Genomic DNA, 15,288 nt, shown 5'->3' with positions numbered 1-15,288 from the left:
TTGCTCAGGAGGGTTAATCAATGCCTATTACCGTACATGCTTACAGTTCTCTGGATAATCTAGGAATTCGTACTCAGCTAGAGCGACTTTACGATACCAGCCCAGAGTTTGGCGATGGGCAAGATGCAATGGAACAACTTGAACAAAATCTCCAGCAATATACCACAGTTTATACTGCTGAATTTAACACCAAAATTATAGGTGCAATTTGGGCGACAGGACAAGGTGAAAGCCGTGTTTTGGAATATATTGTGGTACATCCAGCCAATCGTGGCCGTGGGGTTGCAGAACGTTTGGTTGAAGAAGTTTGCCGTATGGAGGAAGAACAGGGGGTTAAACAATTTGAGCCAGGTTGTGGGGCAATCCATCGCTGTTTATCGCATATCGGCAAAATCTAAGGCTTGGGTTGCTACTTTGGAGCAAAATTAAGCGCTTAAGAGAAAAATCCACAAATTTGCTTGACGGGCTGAGACAAACATTGTTTAATACGCCCACTTTGGCGTGATAGCTCAGTAGGTAGAGCAACGGATTGAAAATCCGTGTGTCCCCAGTTCGATCCTGGGTCTCGCCACCATAAATTTGTATTTTCAATCCCTGATCCCATCAGGGATTTTTTTTACCCGAAATTTGATTGCATGAAAAATGTGCATTTAAATCAAAAGCCCATGATAATTATTGACTATTCAGCTGAGATACGGCTTAATACACCCCATCGGCGTGATAGCTCAGTAGGTAGAGCAACGGATTGAAAATCCGTGTGTCCCCAGTTCGATCCTGGGTCTCGCCACCATATTCAAAAAACCTCAAACGAAAGTTTGGGGTTTTTTTATATTTAAAATATTTTGCTATATTAAAACTGAGTCAAAAATTTTAAGAATAGACCGCTATGAAAGACTTATTTTCTGAGCAAAGTGAACTTTATCAACAGGCGCGGCCAACTTATCCACAATTATTAGTAAACTGCTTAATAAAGCAGCTCAATGGCTTTGAGAGTGCGTGGGATTGTGGGGCTGGTTCAGGGCAACTGACCCAGTTGCTAGCTCCTCATTTTCAAATTGTAATGGCCACAGACCTAAGTCAAAATCAGTTAGATCAAGCACCCGCATTGCCTAATGTGCAGTATGTGCAACAAGCCGCAGAGCAGACATCATTTGCAGATCAGTCTTTTGATTTAATTACTGTTGCCCAGGCGATTCACTGGTTTGATTTTGAAAAATTTTATGCAGAAGTGAAACGGACATTAAAGCCAGATGGTCTTTTTGCAGTCATCGGCTATGGTCTATTACAGCTTGATGATCAGGATTTAAATAATCGAGTAGAACGCCTCTATTTTGAGACTTTAAATGGCTTCTGGGATGCAGAGCGACGTTATATCGATGAGCATTATCAAACCATTCCATTTCCCTTTGAGGAAATCGCAATGCCGCAGTTCCAGATTGAGTTGACATGGACAGGGCTTCAGCTCTGGGGTTATCTCAATACTTGGTCTGCGGTAAAGCATTACCAAGATCAGCTGCATGTCAGCCCTTTGGCGAGCTTACAAGATCTTTTACAGATCCAGCAGCCGATTGGGATTCGCTTTCCAATTTTACTTAGAGTCGGGCGCTTAGCTGTTTCAGGATAGGAAAATAAAAAAGCATGCCGAAGCATGCTTTTTGATGAAGAACCAGAGAGATATTAAGCTGATTTAGCAATATCTACAGGCGCTAACATATGGCCTGTTTCTTCAAAATTGGCATGCCAAGACAAGGCTTCACGAAGAATGTGCGGGGTATGGCCACCGCGTTCGCAAGCACGATCAAAGTAATCATTGAGCGCACCTTGATAAAGTGGATGTACGCAGTTGTCGATAATGACACGCGCACGTTCACGTGGTGCCAAGCCGCGTAAATCAGCTAGACCCACTTCGGTAACCAGAATATCAACGTCATGTTCATTATGGTCGACATGGCTGACCATCGGCACGATCGATGAAATATCGCCACCTTTGGCAATGGATTTGGTTACGAAGATCGCAAGGTGAGCATTACGGGCAAAGTCACCTGAACCGCCGATACCATTCATCATTTTGGTACCGCAGACATGCGTTGAGTTCACGTTACCGTAAATATCGAACTCAAGTGCAGTATTAATCCCGATAATGCCTAGGCGACGCACAATTTCAGGGTGGTTTGAGATTTCTTGTGGACGTAAGACCAGCTTGTCTTTGTATTTTTCAAGGTTACCAAAAACACGTTCGCCACATTGTGCCGATAAGGTGATTGAGCTGCCTGAAGCGAACTTCATTTTACCTGCATCAATTAATTCAAAAGTACAGTCTTGAAGTACTTCCGAATACATCACCAAATCTTCAAAATTCGAATCTTTAAGTCCTGTTAAAACAGCATTGGCAATTGAACCAATACCTGCTTGCAAAGGCCCTAGATTCTTCGCTAAACGACCTTCTTCGACTTCTTTTTCAAAGAATTTAATCAGGTGGTTCGCGATGCCTTGAGTTTCAGCATCAGGTGGGGTCACAGTTGATGGTGAATCTGCTGTGTCATTGAATACGATACCCACGATTTTTGCCGGATCGATTGGAATCGCAGTCGAACCAATGCGGTCATCCACTTGAGTTAAAGGCAATGGCGTACGAGTAGGGCGATAAGTCGGGATATAAATATCGTGTAGACCTTCGAAGTTTTCACTAAGAGAGGTATTGATTTCAACAATTACTTTTTCTGCAAAAATGGCGAAGCTCGCTGAGTTACCGACAGAGGTGGTTGGAACAATATGGCCATCTTCGGTAATCGCCACTGCTTCAATCACTGCAACATCAGGACGTTTCAATTGCTGGTTACGCATCTGCTCGACCGTTTCAGACAAATGCTGATCGATAAACATCACTTCGCCGTTATTAATCGCGCGACGTAAGGTATTGTCGACCTGGAATGGCATGCGGCGGGCAAGAACACCTGCTTCAGTCAATTGTTTGTCTAAGTCATTGCCGAGACTTGCACCCGTAATTAATGTGATTTTTAACGGATTCTTTTTCGCTTGTTCAACCAGTGCTTGTGGTACAGCTTTCGCTTCACCAGCACGGGTAAAACCGCTCATACCCACCGTCATATCATTTTTAATAAACTGAGCTGCCTGCTCTGCACTCATTACCTTGTCGTGCAGCGACGCAAGGCGAATACGACTTAAAGACATCATCCATTCTCAATATTGCTTTTCATTGGTTATGGATTCTATCGCTAAAACATGAAAAGTGGATTGAAATAAGGCTAAGGTCTAATACAGGTGAATACGCTTTATTCAGTTGCGATGTAAGAGGCTATTTTCTGTGTGATATTTGATTGAATTTATGTAGAAAACAAATGCAGGCTTGGATTTTGGTCCATGCTTATGAGGTGCTATTCAACGAATAAAAATCTTCAATCAGGTGGTATTTTGATTGAAGACTTTAGTCGAAGAGATTGGGGTGTTAGGCACTTAAGTGTATTTTTTAAAAGCGCCCTGTCAAGGTTTGCTTGATTTTGTCGATTGCGTTATTTTGAGATTCTTCCTCTGGCACGATATTGATTGGAAGGGAAATCACCACTTCCAAGCCACCTTGTTCACGATTACGGATGCTGATTTGTCCTTGGTGAATATCGACAATACGTTTCACGATTGCCAAGCCCAAACCACTGCCTTGAATGGTTCGTGCGGAATTGCCACGAACAAAGGGTTGCATTAACTCTTCCACTTGATCAGGTGGAATACCTTCACCATGATCGGCAACTGTAATCAAAATATGATCATCGACATGGCTTGCAGAGAGTTCAATCGGCTCTGCACCATAACGCTTAGCGTTATTAACCAAATTGGCAATGAGTCGCTTTAATGACAGGCTACGGGCAGGGATGATCGGCAGTTCCTGCGCCTGAAAACGGATATCCAGTGGTTTGAATTGCACTACTACTTCTTGCAATAACGTATTGAGGTTAGTGTCTGTTAACTCTTCATCCGAACCATCACGCATATAGGAAATGAATTGATTCAGGATCGCATCCATGTCATCTACATCATAAATTAGACCTTCACGGAAAAACTCGTCGGGCAGCATTTCGGCGGTGAGGCGGATACGTGTCAGTGGCGTGCGTAAATCATGGGAAATACCTGCCAACATGATTTGGCGATCACGTTCGGTCTGCTCAAGGGTATATACCATATGGTTAAAAGCTTGGTTCACCTGACGGATTTCAAGTGGACCATGATTGGTATCCAGATAGGGTGCTTTGCCTGTTTTACTATAATTATTGGCCGTATTTTGTAAACGACGCAAAGGTCGGTTCATTTGTCGAACTAAAATTAAAATAATGATGGAAGATACGATTGGAACCCCAAATAACCACGCAGCAATCAACTCTACGCTATAGTTGGTATAGGTTTTGAGTGGCTCTCTCACCCAGTTTCCATTCATCTCTGGTGTTTGAATCCAAATACGGGGGATCGGTTTAAATTTAAAATAAACTGTGACATTTTCTACACCGAGCTCTTTCGCCAGTTTAGATTCGATCTGATTGGTAAACAGTTCCGCCAAGAATTTGTCTTCAACTCTGGGGAACTCTTTCGGATCGGTCACGTATTCAATGCCAATACGGTTTTTTAACCATGTGTCGACATCGACTTCACTATCGCGATGCAGAATACGGATATCTGGGTTATTGACCAATTCTAATTCAATCGCGAGATAACGGGCGTGTTGCTGTAACTCGGGAAGATAGAGGGTGCGCCAAAAGAACCACAAGGACATAAACAGGCTGAAAAATACCATGAACAAGACCAAGATGGTCGTACGCATGGCTGCGGAACGTGGTTTAATTTTATCTAAAAAACGTTCCCATTGGGTTCGTGGCCTTTCAGAATAAGCCGAGAACTCAGTAAATTCTTGTGGATCAATTGGTTCAAGTTTCAACGTTCTATTTCCTAAGCTTATTCAGCGCCATCTGGAACAAAAACGTAGCCCACACCCCATACCGTTTGGATATAGCGTGCACGAGCAGGGTTATCTTCAATTAAACGACGTAGACGAGAGACTTGGACATCAATCGAGCGCTCCATCGCACCCCATTCACGGCCACGTGCCAAATTCATCAATTTATCGCGTGTCAGTGGTTCGCGAGGATGCTGAACCAATGCTTTCAATACCGCAAACTCACCTGTGGTTAAGGTAACGACTTGACCTTCACGGGTTAAGGTACGAGTAGAAAGGTCAAGTGACCAAGGACCAAAACTCACCACTTCAACTTGTTGGCTTGGTGCTCCAGGTACTTCACGCACTTGACGACGTAATACCGCACGAATACGTGCCAGCAATTCATTTGGGTTGAATGGTTTTGGTAAGTAGTCGTCTGCACCTGCTTCAAGGCCCGCGATACGATCAGAATCACTCCCACGCGCTGTCAGCATAATAATTGGGGTATCGATATTTGACTGGCGTAAACGACGACAGATACTTAAACCATCTTCTACAGGAAGCATAAAATCGAGCACGATCAGCGAGAACAATTCACGTTGTAGTAAACGGTCCATTTGAGTTGCATCATGGGCAGTTTTTACGACAAAGCCTTTGTCTTCTAAAAAGCGTTGTAACAGCGTACGCAAGCGCACATCGTCATCGACCACTAAGATGCGTTCGACCCGGTCTGTCTCATGGTGTACAGTTTCCGTCGATTCGGCAGGTACAACTAAACTCATGATGTGCTCCTTTATCGTTTATTGTCATCGTCTTTATGCAATGCGATTGTGAAATATCAATAGACCTTTGAGTATACGATTCATTGCACAGTTTTGGCTATGTTATAAAGCAACAAATATTGCCAATAAAATCAAGAGATAGATACCAAATATATACAGGCAAAATTATGACAATCAATCTATTTTTCAATATTTAGGCGAAAAAATCTTGGTATTTTAGAAACATTCGGCGATTTGCATAATCTACTTGCACAATATTCAAAAAAACAATGGTGGATTTTATAGCCATGAACTTTATAATCAGTGCTTTTAGACTTAACCCTTGTGGAATCAATCACGATGACTGACTTAGTTCAGCAGTTGGCAAATGAACTTGCCGTACGTCCAAACCAAGTAGAAGCTGCTATTCGTTTAATTGATGAAGGTGCTAGCGTTCCTTTTATTGCACGTTACCGTAAAGAAGTCACGCAAGGCTTAGACGATACGCAATTACGTCAACTCGATACACGTTTAACATATTTACGTGATTTATTTGAGCGTCGTGAGAAGGTGATCCAATCTTTACAAGAACAAGATAAATTAAGCGATGATTTATTGGCGCGTGTAAATGCAGCTGAGACTAAAAACGCATTAGAAGAAATTTATGCTCCATACCGTCCAAAACGGACCAGCAAATCATTTAAAGCGAGAGAAGCTGGCTTAGGCATCATTGCAGAAAAAATTATTGCAGAACAAGTTGATCCAACTGAAGCATTGGCTGGTTTTAGTCACGAAGACTATCCAGATGTTGAAAGCCAACTAGATGCAATTCAGCATATCTTGATTGATGACTGGGCGCAAAATATTGCCTTAACCACAGAATTAAAACAAACTTTTGCTAAAACTGCGACACTGAAAAGTACAGTGGCTTCTGAAGAGAAGAAAGAAGTTGGCAAGAAATTCCGTGATTATTTTGAATTTTCTGAAAACCTGAACAAAGTGCCGTCGCATCGTTTATTGGCAATGTTACGTGGTCGTCAAGAAAATGTATTGGGTTTGAAAGTTGATGGTGAAGATGATGCACCATTGGCTCGTATTGAAACTGAATACAATCTTGAACAAATTCAACCACAAACGCGTCAAGATTATTTAAAGCAAACGGCAAAGCTATTCTGGTTAGGCAAGATTCGTCCGCAAATCGAACATTCATTATTAACGGATAAACGTTTGGCTGCTGAAGCTGAAGCAATGGATGTATTTGCTGAGAACTTGCGTCATTTATTGCTTTCTGCGCCTGCTGGTGGTCGTACAACTTTAGGTGTTGACCCTGGTATCCGTACAGGCGTGAAGCTTGCCGTAGTGAGCAATGCCGGTGATGTTCTTGCGCACAGCACTATTTATCCGTTCGCACCGAAAGAAGATAAAGAAGGTTCTATTACAGAACTTGCACGCTTATGTCGAGAGTTCCACGTGGAACTTATTGCAATTGGTAACGGAACAGCAAGTCGTGAAACCGAAGCTGTTGTTGCAGAAATGATGGCTGCCAATACTGATCTGCAACTTACACGTATTACTGTCAGTGAAGCGGGTGCATCGGTTTACTCTGCAAGTGAATTGGCTTCACAAGAGTTGCCTGAATTGGATGTTTCAATTCGTGGTGCGGTTTCAATTGCACGTCGTTTACAAGATCCGTTGGCTGAACTCGTTAAAATTGATCCTAAATCGATTGGTGTAGGTCAATATCAGCATGATGTGAACCAAGCAGGTTTGGCAAAAACATTGGATGCAGTGGTTGAAGACTGTGTGAATGCTGTAGGCGTGGATGTAAATACAGCTTCTCCAGCGATTCTGGCTTATATTGCAGGTTTAAATAAAGCAATCGCACAGCAAATTGTTGAATACCGCAAAGAAAATGGTCGTTTTGATAACCGTCAATCTTTGAAAAAAGTGCCACGTTTAGGCGAGCGTACTTTTGAGCAGTCGGCAGGCTTCTTGCGTGTACAAGATGGTTCTGAACCATTAGATGCGTCGGCAGTTCACCCTGAAAGTTATGGTTTGGTAGAACGAATTGTTGCTGCCAAAGCGACGACGGTAAAAGACATTATTGGTAATACTGAAATCATTCGCCAAGTGAAAGCAGATGAATTTGTGGATGACAAATTCGGTTTACCAACCATCCAAGACGTTTTAGCTGAATTGGAAAAACCAGGCCGTGATCCACGTCCAGAGTTCCGTACAGCGAAGTTCCGCGAAGACATCACTGAAGTTGCTCAACTCACTGAAGGTATGCAGCTTGAAGGTGTAGTGACCAATGTGACTAACTTTGGTGCTTTCGTTGATGTTGGTGTACATCAAGATGGTTTAGTGCATATTTCTGAACTTGCAAATGAGTTTGTCTCTGATCCGCATAAAGTGGTGAAACCAGGTCAAATTGTGCAAGTGCGTGTGATGCAGGTTGATGTAGAGCGTAATCGTGTCAACTTGAGTATGCGTGCGGAAGGTTCTGCACCTGCAAAAGCAGCGCGTCCACAACGTGCGCCACAAGATCGTGCAGAACGTTCAGAGCGTAAGCCACAAGGTCAACGTCCACCGCGTAAAGAAGGTGACTTTAAGCGTCCGCAGAATAACAAGCCAAAAACTGAAAAACCACAAGAGCAAAAAATTGGTGGTTTAGGTGCTTTGTTATTGCAAGCTGGGATTAAGGGTTCTAAGTAATTAATCCAATAAATGAAAGCCTCTTCGGAGGCTTTTATTTTGAGTGTGTGATTTTCTAGTTCTGATTGTGGAAGTATTTATTGGAGTCTTACCAGATCGTTGGCATACCATTTGGTAGTACATTTATCACATTAATTAATCCATGCTTTATAAATTAAGAAATATCCACGAATTCAGATAAAATCAACAAACAGCAATTTTGTTCTATAAATCTATCTAAATCGCGTTAACCTGACACGATGCAAAGAATTCAGAGGAGGTCGTGATGTCACGTAGACCTCGTGAACAAGTCGATTACTTACACCTAGAAGAGCTGGGTGGTTTGGAAATGTTGAAAGCAAGTTACTATCAGCAGGAGTTTTCACGACATGTTCATGAAGGATTTTGCATTGGCGTGATCGAAGAGGGAGCGCAACGCTTTTATCGTACAGGTGGCAATCATGTTGCACCACAAGGTGATATTATTCTGGTCAATGCCGATGAGGTTCATACAGGCTCTTCTGCGGTAGAAACTGGATGGCGCTATCGTGCAATTTATCCGACCCCTGAAATCTTTCATGAACTAACACGCGATCTCACCACTGTACATGGGACAGCACCGTGGTTTAGAGATGCCGTTTTGCATGATGAAGGCTTAGCCCAACAATTTCGATTACTGTTCGATTTATTGGAACAGCCTAACAATACGTTATTAAAACAAACCTTATTCTTATCCACTATTGCATGGTTGGTTTCTAAATACAGTCAGGTCAAGCCACAAACAACGGACTTGAGTAATGCCAAGCAGCGAATTTTAAATATTAAAGAGTTGATGGCAAGCATGCCAGAGCAGGAGTTCTCATTGGCTGCACTTGCTGAGATGGCTAATCTGAGTCAGTGGCATTTTTTACGTCAATTTAAAAAACATGTGGGACTATCACCCCACGCATGGTTGGTGCAGGCACGCTTGCAAAAATCTCAAAAACTCTTAAGACAAGGACTTAACTTATCTGAGGTTTCACAACAATGTGGATTCTCGGATCAAAGTCATTTTAGTCGGCATTTCCGTCAGACATTTGGTATTACACCTGGCGGTTATATCACTTACCTCAAATAAAACAGCAATTTTATACAATTCTCACTTATCAATTTTTGGCATAGTGATGATGTCTTTTATGAGCAATTGTGATTTTGATGTTGAGTGAGACCATAACGGATAACACGCCAATGACCGCATCTCGGGCATTTTTAAACGGTGTGATTAAAATACTGCCGCTATGTTTTGCAGTTCTACCTTGGGGGCTGCTTGCGGGTTCCATGGCAATACAGGCGGGACTGACGACCCTACAAGCGATTGGCATGTCAGCTTTGGTTTTTGCTGGTGCAGCGCAATTGATGACCTTAGGTTTGGTGATGGCTGGAACGCCTGTATTCACCATCATCATTTCGGTATTTCTGATTACTACGCAGCATTATTTATATGCACTGTATTTACGTGAGGACATTTCCAAGCAACCGCTGAAGTATCGATTGATGCTGGGTTTTTTGCTGACTGATGAATTGTTTGCTGTAAGCATTAAAAAACAACAGCACTATATTTATTATTTGCTTGGAGCAGGTAGCTGTTTTTATCTGTGCTGGGTGCTGTTTAGTCTATGTGGCGTATTATTAGCAGCTTCAGTGCCAAATTTAGATCAATATCATTTGGACTTTTCGATTGTTGCGACCTTTATCGCCATCGTTATTCCGTTTATTAAAAACATAAATACTTTAGTCGGTGTGTTGGTATCCGTGCTGTTAACCTTGGTTTTCTTGAGCTTAGGGATTAAGAGTGCAGCTATTTTGGCCGGTGTGATCGGCATGTTGACAGCGACCTGCTTACAGAATCTTCAGGAGCGTGCGGCATGACTTGGTTTCTTCTAATTACTTTGGCTTTAGTGGTGTTTATGAATCGATATATTCTGCTGGAACCGAATATTCCGTTGCGATTGCCGAAATGGTTTCAGCAGTCATTGCAATATTCTGCACCGTGTTTGCTGACTGCAATTGCAACACCGATTGTCTTTATGGACGAGCACGGTGCATTCCGTTCGACTTTATTCAATCCATATTTCCTTGCCACGATCATAACCGTTGTGATTGCCTACAAGGTTAAACATACCTTGCTGACCATTATCCTGAGTCTGGCTTGTTTTTATGCCTTGGTCTATGGGTTAAATTAAATGGGCTTGGGATGGATAAACCATCACAACCCTATTAATCACGATATCAACACCGCCAAATTCCTGTTTGGCTTTGAAAAGAGCGCTTCAAGATTTTATAGATTGGTTAGACGAACTCTTAAAAATCAGATTTTAAAATATAAGCGTGATTTTCTGTAGCTAAGCGAAGATTTCAAATCCCCAAAATAAAAAAGCATACCTAAGTATGCTTTTTTATTTTGGTAAGGATTAATAAAGACCCAGTAAGAAGCCAGCACCTAAGGTGAAGAAGCTGAATAACCAGATCCAACCGAAAGAATATCGTAAATGGCGTCCCATATCGGTGCCTGTCAATCCGACGGCAAGCCAAGTTGCAGGTGAGAATGGACTCACAAAAGTTCCTGCATTATTGCCAATTGCCATGGCATATACCACCGAGTCAGCATTGACACCGGCCGTTGCAGTAACTTCCTGCACAATCGGTAACAGCGCAAAGTAATAGGCATCGGTACTGGTAAAGATGTCCATCGGTACACCTAAGATCCCGACCAGAATATGTAAACTGCCGATCCATGTGCTTGGTAGAATTTTGATTAAATCCAAGGCAATCGATTGCAACATCCCAGATTCAGAGAGAATGCCAAGAAATGCGCCCGCAGCAAAAATGATCGCAACCATACTTAATGCTTGTGGTGCATGACGACCAATCACTTCAATCTGTGTTTTCGGTTGTGGGAAATTGATGATCAATACCAGTGCAAGGGCGATCATAAACACATAAGGCGCAGAGAATAGACCAAATGCCAAACAAATAATGGCAGTAACGATCAGTCCCAAGTTGAACCACAGGTTTTTGGGTTGAGCATCTTCTTGGATATCTTCGGCAAGGTCTTTGGCCATACAGTCTTGTTCAAATGGGGTAGTACCGAAAGACTGAGCTGCGAGAATTCGTTTTTTCTCACGTAATCCCATGAATACGGCAAATACCATCATCCCTGCAACACCAATCACTTGAACGGGAATCAGGCTATGCCAAAGTGTGGCAGCATCTAAACCTGTCGCAGCAGAAGCACGTCCCAAAGGTCCACCCCAGGGCACCATATTCATCACACCCATACTACCTGCCATCAGCAATAGCATCAGATAGGGACTCATTCCGAGTTTACGGTAGAGTGGTAATAAGGCAGGAATAATAATTAGAAAGGTTGCAGCACCGGAGCCATCCAGATGAACAATTGCAGCGATCACAGTGGTCATGACCGCAACAATCACAACATTGCCGCGCGTCATTTGAACCATGCGTTTAATCATTGGGTCAAAGACATGTAATTCTTTTAATATACTGAAAAATAAAATAGCGAATAAAAACATCGTCGCTACTTTGGTCACTTTGGCTAGACCAGCTTCAAAGAAGCCAGAAATCTCGCTAATCGAAAAACCAGCAATGAGGGCGCCAATAAGAGGAACAATCGACATCGCTACAATTGGACTGGTTTTCCCAGACATCAGCAGCACGACAATTGTCACAATAATTAGAATACCGATCAGCGTCAGCATTATTTACTCCCTTAAGTTGTAACCTCTTGTCATTGGAAAAGTGTTAAAAATACACCAAAAATTAAAAAACGAAGCGCCGTCCATTATGCATAAAAACTTAACTAATTCTTAAAAATAAGAATAAAAACTACGCAAAAAGTGGATTAAATGAACAAAATGTTTAATTTTATATAAAAATATGACTCAAGCTAATTTTTAAATTACGTGATAAGTGTGTGAAAAAATGATTTTTATCAAGTATGAAAGCGAGGGGTAAAACCCCAAAATCCAATCGCAATCCTTTTGACATTCGTGTTTCGTTCAAGTAAAAATCAAATTAGAGTAATTACTCTAATTTTTTAAGGGGACGAAAATGCAAATTGGTCGACAAGCTTGGATGAGACAAACTTCGGGTGATTTATCCTTAAAAGATCGTATGGCACTGTTGAGTCATAGCCTGTTGCCTGTGCTAAAACAGAGTATAAAAATGTACAGTTTGGCGAATCGTAGCAGATCGATTGTTCAGCACGACTTGAGTCTGGATAATCTTAGCTTGCCTGATAGTTCAGACGTACGGCAGGCGTTAGAGCAAATGCAGTCTTGTAGTTCGGATGCCTTGCAAAATCATTGTTTTCGGACATGGTGTTACGCCGTTGCTTTTGCCAAGATGCAAGATCTTCAGCGTGATGATGAGCTCTTGGCAATATCGTGTTTGTTGCATGATTTGGGAATGACTGCACCGCATTATCAGCATGAACAACATTGTCATTGTTTTGCAGGACAGGGGGCTTATGCCGCAAGAGATTGGTCACTCGAACAGGGTTGGCAACCAGCACGAGCCGATCAACTTTTTGATGTGATCAGTATGCATATGAATCCTCATGTCGCATTGAAAGAGGGTGTTGAAGCACATTTGCTGCAACAGGCGGCCAGTTGTGATGTGATTGGCAGTCGTGGTTTTGAGTTTTCAAAACAGTTTCGACAGCAATTACAACAAAAATATCCTCGGCTTGATTTTAATCGAATGATGATTGAATTTACTCAACAAGAAGCAATGCAACGTCCTCGATCCCGTACTGCGATGGTGGTGCAGAGTGGATTTAAGCATCTGGTGAATCTGAATCCTTATGTGGAATCAACCTCCAAATAAAAAACCACCTTTGCTTTTACAAAAGTGGTTCTTGTTCACGACAGAATATAGTTAATGATCATGTTCCAGATATTCAGGCTTTTTCGGTAAAGCCAAACTACATAAGAAACAGATAATCAGCATGATAATCACATAGACAAAGAAGGTATTCTCAATGCCTGCATCTTTAAATAATAACGCCACCGATGGTGCAGAACCGCCAAATAAGGCATTACCGACAGCATAAGAAAAGCCGACACCCAAAGCACGGACATGTGGCGGGAACATTTCAGCTTTGACTAGGCCACTGATTGAGGTATAGAAACTCAGCAACATCATCAAGAAAATCAGTAGGAGTGTGATAATGACAGGGGAATCAGCAAAACTGCGCATGCCTGTCACCATGACGGGATAAATAAAGATCGCGCTGAGTAAACTGAATGCCAACATGGAAGCACGACGACCAATACGATCTGACAACATACCAAACAACGGTTGTGCCAACATAAATACAAATAGCGCTGTGGTCATGATAAAGCCAACCGTTTTGCCATCCATACCAATATTGGTGAGGTAGGTTTTAGAGTAAACAGTGACCACATAGAAGGTCAGTGAACCTGCTGAGGTATAACCGACAACCAATAAAAAGGTTTTCCAATGCTGCTTAAGCAGGGCAACTAAACTACCTGATTCTTCACGGTCAGCATCTTCATGGGACAAGGTTTCTTCTAAACGACTACGTGCCAGTAACGACAATAATGCTGCAATACCACCAATCACGAAAGGAATACGCCAACCGCCATCATTGAGTTGCTGTTCCGTCATAAAACCAAGCAAGATCACCCCGAGTAAACTGGCAAGTAATTGACCACCCGAAAGGGTAACGTACTGGAATGATGCAAAGAAGCCTCGCTGACCTTTTAAACCCAGTTCACTCATATAGGTCGCAACAGCACCGTACTCACCACCGACGGATAGGCCTTGCAGTAACCGAACCATGAGCAGTAAAAAGGGTGCCCACATGCCGACTTGATCATAAGTGGGTAAGGCTGCAAATAAAAATGAGCTGAGTGCCATTAAGCAGATCGAAATGACCATGGACTGCTTACGACCCTGACGGTCAGCAATCCGTCCGAATAGCCAACTACCGATTGGGCGCATAAAAAAGCTGGCCCCAAACACCCCCCAAACATAAATGGCTTTGGTGGTTGGTTCCATATCTGGAGCGGTCAATGCGTGGGTAAAATAGGCAGCAAAAACGGCATAAATATAGAAATCGAACCATTCAACTAAATTCCCTGATGCCGCACCGACAATACCTTTGATGCGACTTCTTCTTTCTTCCTTGCTATATGTCTGACTCATATCTGATCCTTTTTAACCAAGCAAGATTCTGTAACTGAATCTTTACAGAATGTTATATACCGCTAAAAAAGGATGAAAATGGCACTATTTTGTATGCTTTTTATGAATGGATTTTTATATGGGGAGAATCAGATGTGTTTTAGCTAACCCTTTGAGAGAGATCAGAAATGTCAGAATGGTCAATGCTGATATTTTAATGAATTGAAAAGCAGTTAATTTAGGTCTGGAATAGGACAATCTTTTCGTAAAGGACAAGCTTCACCCTGAGTAAATCTACTTAACATGATTTTGATTTGATGAAGTTGGGCAATCTTCTCATCAATCAAAGCTAACTTGTCTTGAAAAATGCTTTGTACTTGTGTGGCCGGAATTTCATCCTCTGCTGTCATCGCTAAAATCTGTTTAATCTCATTCAGCGAGAATCCCAAATTTTTCGCTGTACGAATCAGTTGTAATTGTTGCAGTGTTTGTTCTGAATAATCTTTATAGCCATTATTACAGGTGATGGATTGAATCAGCTGCATTTTTTCATAGAAACGAATGGTATCCCGACTTAAATCAGTCTGTTTGGCCAACTGTCCAATTAACATGGTGATCCTCCTTATTATTCTTGAAAGTGCTAAAAAATCACTTGACCATTGAGTGTACTCCATCCTTTAG

13 protein-coding genes and 2 tRNA genes are annotated in these 15,288 nt (G+C 42.1%); 9 read left to right on the top strand and 6 right to left on the bottom strand.

Annotated features, from left to right (window positions below; translation table 11 throughout):
- Positions 1–20: 20 nt before the first annotated feature.
- From F909_RS13820 to F909_RS13835, 4 genes are all read left to right on the top strand, one after another.
- On the top strand, positions 21–398 hold the full coding sequence (locus F909_RS13820; RefSeq protein ID WP_005147436.1) for a GNAT family N-acetyltransferase: 378 nt from the start codon (positions 21–23) through the stop codon (positions 396–398).
- Positions 399–498: 100 nt separating this feature from the next.
- Positions 499–574: transfer RNA gene (locus F909_RS13825), tRNA-Phe, on the top strand.
- 140 nt (positions 575–714) lie between these two features.
- Positions 715–790, top strand: a tRNA-Phe gene (locus F909_RS13830).
- 96 nt (positions 791–886) lie between these two features.
- The gene (locus F909_RS13835; protein ID WP_005147432.1) at positions 887–1,624 is read left to right on the top strand and encodes a class I SAM-dependent methyltransferase; all 738 of its coding nucleotides are present in this window, start codon (positions 887–889) and stop codon (positions 1,622–1,624) included.
- Between the two features lie 53 nt (positions 1,625–1,677).
- Here the strand turns inward: F909_RS13835 and F909_RS13840 are convergent, their stop codons facing one another.
- The 3 genes from F909_RS13840 to ompR all read right to left on the bottom strand — a co-directional run bounded on the left by F909_RS13840 (position 1,678) and on the right by ompR (position 5,724).
- Positions 1,678–3,192, bottom strand: coding sequence for an acetyl-CoA hydrolase/transferase family protein (locus F909_RS13840; RefSeq protein WP_005147428.1), 1,515 nt, complete (start codon positions 3,190–3,192; stop codon positions 1,678–1,680).
- 295 nt (positions 3,193–3,487) lie between these two features.
- The gene (locus tag F909_RS13845) at positions 3,488–4,942 is read right to left on the bottom strand and encodes an ATP-binding protein (RefSeq protein WP_005147426.1); all 1,455 of its coding nucleotides are present in this window, start codon (positions 4,940–4,942) and stop codon (positions 3,488–3,490) included.
- A gap of 17 nt (positions 4,943–4,959) precedes the next feature.
- Positions 4,960–5,724, bottom strand: a complete 765-nt coding sequence (gene ompR / locus F909_RS13850) for an osmolarity response regulator transcription factor OmpR (protein WP_004657337.1) — start codon at positions 5,722–5,724, stop codon at positions 4,960–4,962.
- 339 nt (positions 5,725–6,063) lie between these two features.
- Between ompR and F909_RS13855 the strand changes: the two genes are divergently transcribed.
- From F909_RS13855 to F909_RS13870, 4 genes are all read left to right on the top strand, one after another.
- Positions 6,064–8,418: a Tex family protein gene (locus tag F909_RS13855; protein WP_005147425.1), complete on the top strand. Its 2,355-nt coding sequence runs from the start codon at positions 6,064–6,066 to the stop codon at positions 8,416–8,418.
- A 265-nt stretch (positions 8,419–8,683) separates the two neighbouring features.
- Positions 8,684–9,514: an AraC family transcriptional regulator gene (locus F909_RS13860; RefSeq protein WP_005147424.1), complete on the top strand. Its 831-nt coding sequence runs from the start codon at positions 8,684–8,686 to the stop codon at positions 9,512–9,514.
- Positions 9,515–9,591: 77 nt separating this feature from the next.
- Positions 9,592–10,305 (top strand): AzlC family ABC transporter permease, encoded by a 714-nt coding sequence (locus F909_RS13865; RefSeq protein ID WP_032877776.1) that lies wholly within the window; start codon positions 9,592–9,594, stop codon positions 10,303–10,305.
- Complete coding sequence (locus tag F909_RS13870; protein WP_005147421.1) at positions 10,302–10,619, top strand: AzlD domain-containing protein; 318 nt, start codon at positions 10,302–10,304, stop codon at positions 10,617–10,619. The genes F909_RS13865 and F909_RS13870 overlap by 4 nt, the downstream gene beginning before the upstream one ends.
- A 228-nt stretch (positions 10,620–10,847) precedes the next feature.
- On the opposite strand, the gene F909_RS13875 is transcribed toward F909_RS13870, so the two are convergent.
- Positions 10,848–12,155, bottom strand: coding sequence for a CitMHS family transporter (locus tag F909_RS13875; protein WP_005147419.1), 1,308 nt, complete (start codon positions 12,153–12,155; stop codon positions 10,848–10,850).
- A 352-nt stretch (positions 12,156–12,507) separates the two neighbouring features.
- Here F909_RS13875 and F909_RS13880 point away from each other — a divergent pair, with 352 nt between their 5' ends.
- Positions 12,508–13,284: an HD domain-containing protein gene (locus F909_RS13880; protein ID WP_005147416.1), complete on the top strand. Its 777-nt coding sequence runs from the start codon at positions 12,508–12,510 to the stop codon at positions 13,282–13,284.
- 51 nt (positions 13,285–13,335) lie between these two features.
- On the opposite strand, the gene F909_RS13885 is transcribed toward F909_RS13880, so the two are convergent.
- Both F909_RS13885 and F909_RS13890 read right to left on the bottom strand, forming a co-directional pair.
- Positions 13,336–14,628, bottom strand: coding sequence for an MFS transporter (locus F909_RS13885; protein WP_005147414.1), 1,293 nt, complete (start codon positions 14,626–14,628; stop codon positions 13,336–13,338).
- A 212-nt stretch (positions 14,629–14,840) separates the two neighbouring features.
- Positions 14,841–15,218, bottom strand: a complete 378-nt coding sequence (locus F909_RS13890) for a MerR family transcriptional regulator (RefSeq protein WP_005147409.1) — start codon at positions 15,216–15,218, stop codon at positions 14,841–14,843.
- Positions 15,219–15,288: the final 70 nt, after the last annotated feature.

This window comes from Acinetobacter sp. ANC 3929 (genome assembly GCF_000369405.1).
Classification (GTDB): Bacteria; Pseudomonadota; Gammaproteobacteria; order Pseudomonadales; family Moraxellaceae; genus Acinetobacter.
The sequence above is the reverse complement of the archived record's forward strand: the minus strand, read 5'-3'. Positions and strand labels throughout refer to the sequence as shown.

Excerpts from the sequence above, each read along its gene's own strand:
- F909_RS13880 (WP_005147416.1), top strand. The coding sequence starts at position 12,508 with ATGCAAATTGGTCGACAAGCTTGGATGAGACAAACTTCGGGTGATTTA.
- F909_RS13860 (WP_005147424.1), top strand. The coding sequence starts at position 8,684 with ATGTCACGTAGACCTCGTGAACAAGTCGATTACTTACACCTAGAAGAG.
- F909_RS13875 (WP_005147419.1), bottom strand. The coding sequence starts at position 12,155 with ATGCTGACGCTGATCGGTATTCTAATTATTGTGACAATTGTCGTGCTG.
- F909_RS13840 (WP_005147428.1), bottom strand. The coding sequence starts at position 3,192 with ATGTCTTTAAGTCGTATTCGCCTTGCGTCGCTGCACGACAAGGTAATG.
- F909_RS13820 (WP_005147436.1), top strand. The coding sequence starts at position 21 with ATGCCTATTACCGTACATGCTTACAGTTCTCTGGATAATCTAGGAATT.
- F909_RS13885 (WP_005147414.1), bottom strand. The coding sequence starts at position 14,628 with ATGAGTCAGACATATAGCAAGGAAGAAAGAAGAAGTCGCATCAAAGGT.
- ompR (WP_004657337.1), bottom strand. The coding sequence starts at position 5,724 with ATGAGTTTAGTTGTACCTGCCGAATCGACGGAAACTGTACACCATGAG.
- F909_RS13890 (WP_005147409.1), bottom strand. The coding sequence starts at position 15,218 with ATGTTAATTGGACAGTTGGCCAAACAGACTGATTTAAGTCGGGATACC.
- F909_RS13855 (WP_005147425.1), top strand. The coding sequence starts at position 6,064 with ATGACTGACTTAGTTCAGCAGTTGGCAAATGAACTTGCCGTACGTCCA.
- F909_RS13835 (WP_005147432.1), top strand. The coding sequence starts at position 887 with ATGAAAGACTTATTTTCTGAGCAAAGTGAACTTTATCAACAGGCGCGG.
- F909_RS13865 (WP_032877776.1), top strand. The coding sequence starts at position 9,592 with ATGTTGAGTGAGACCATAACGGATAACACGCCAATGACCGCATCTCGG.
- F909_RS13870 (WP_005147421.1), top strand. The coding sequence starts at position 10,302 with ATGACTTGGTTTCTTCTAATTACTTTGGCTTTAGTGGTGTTTATGAAT.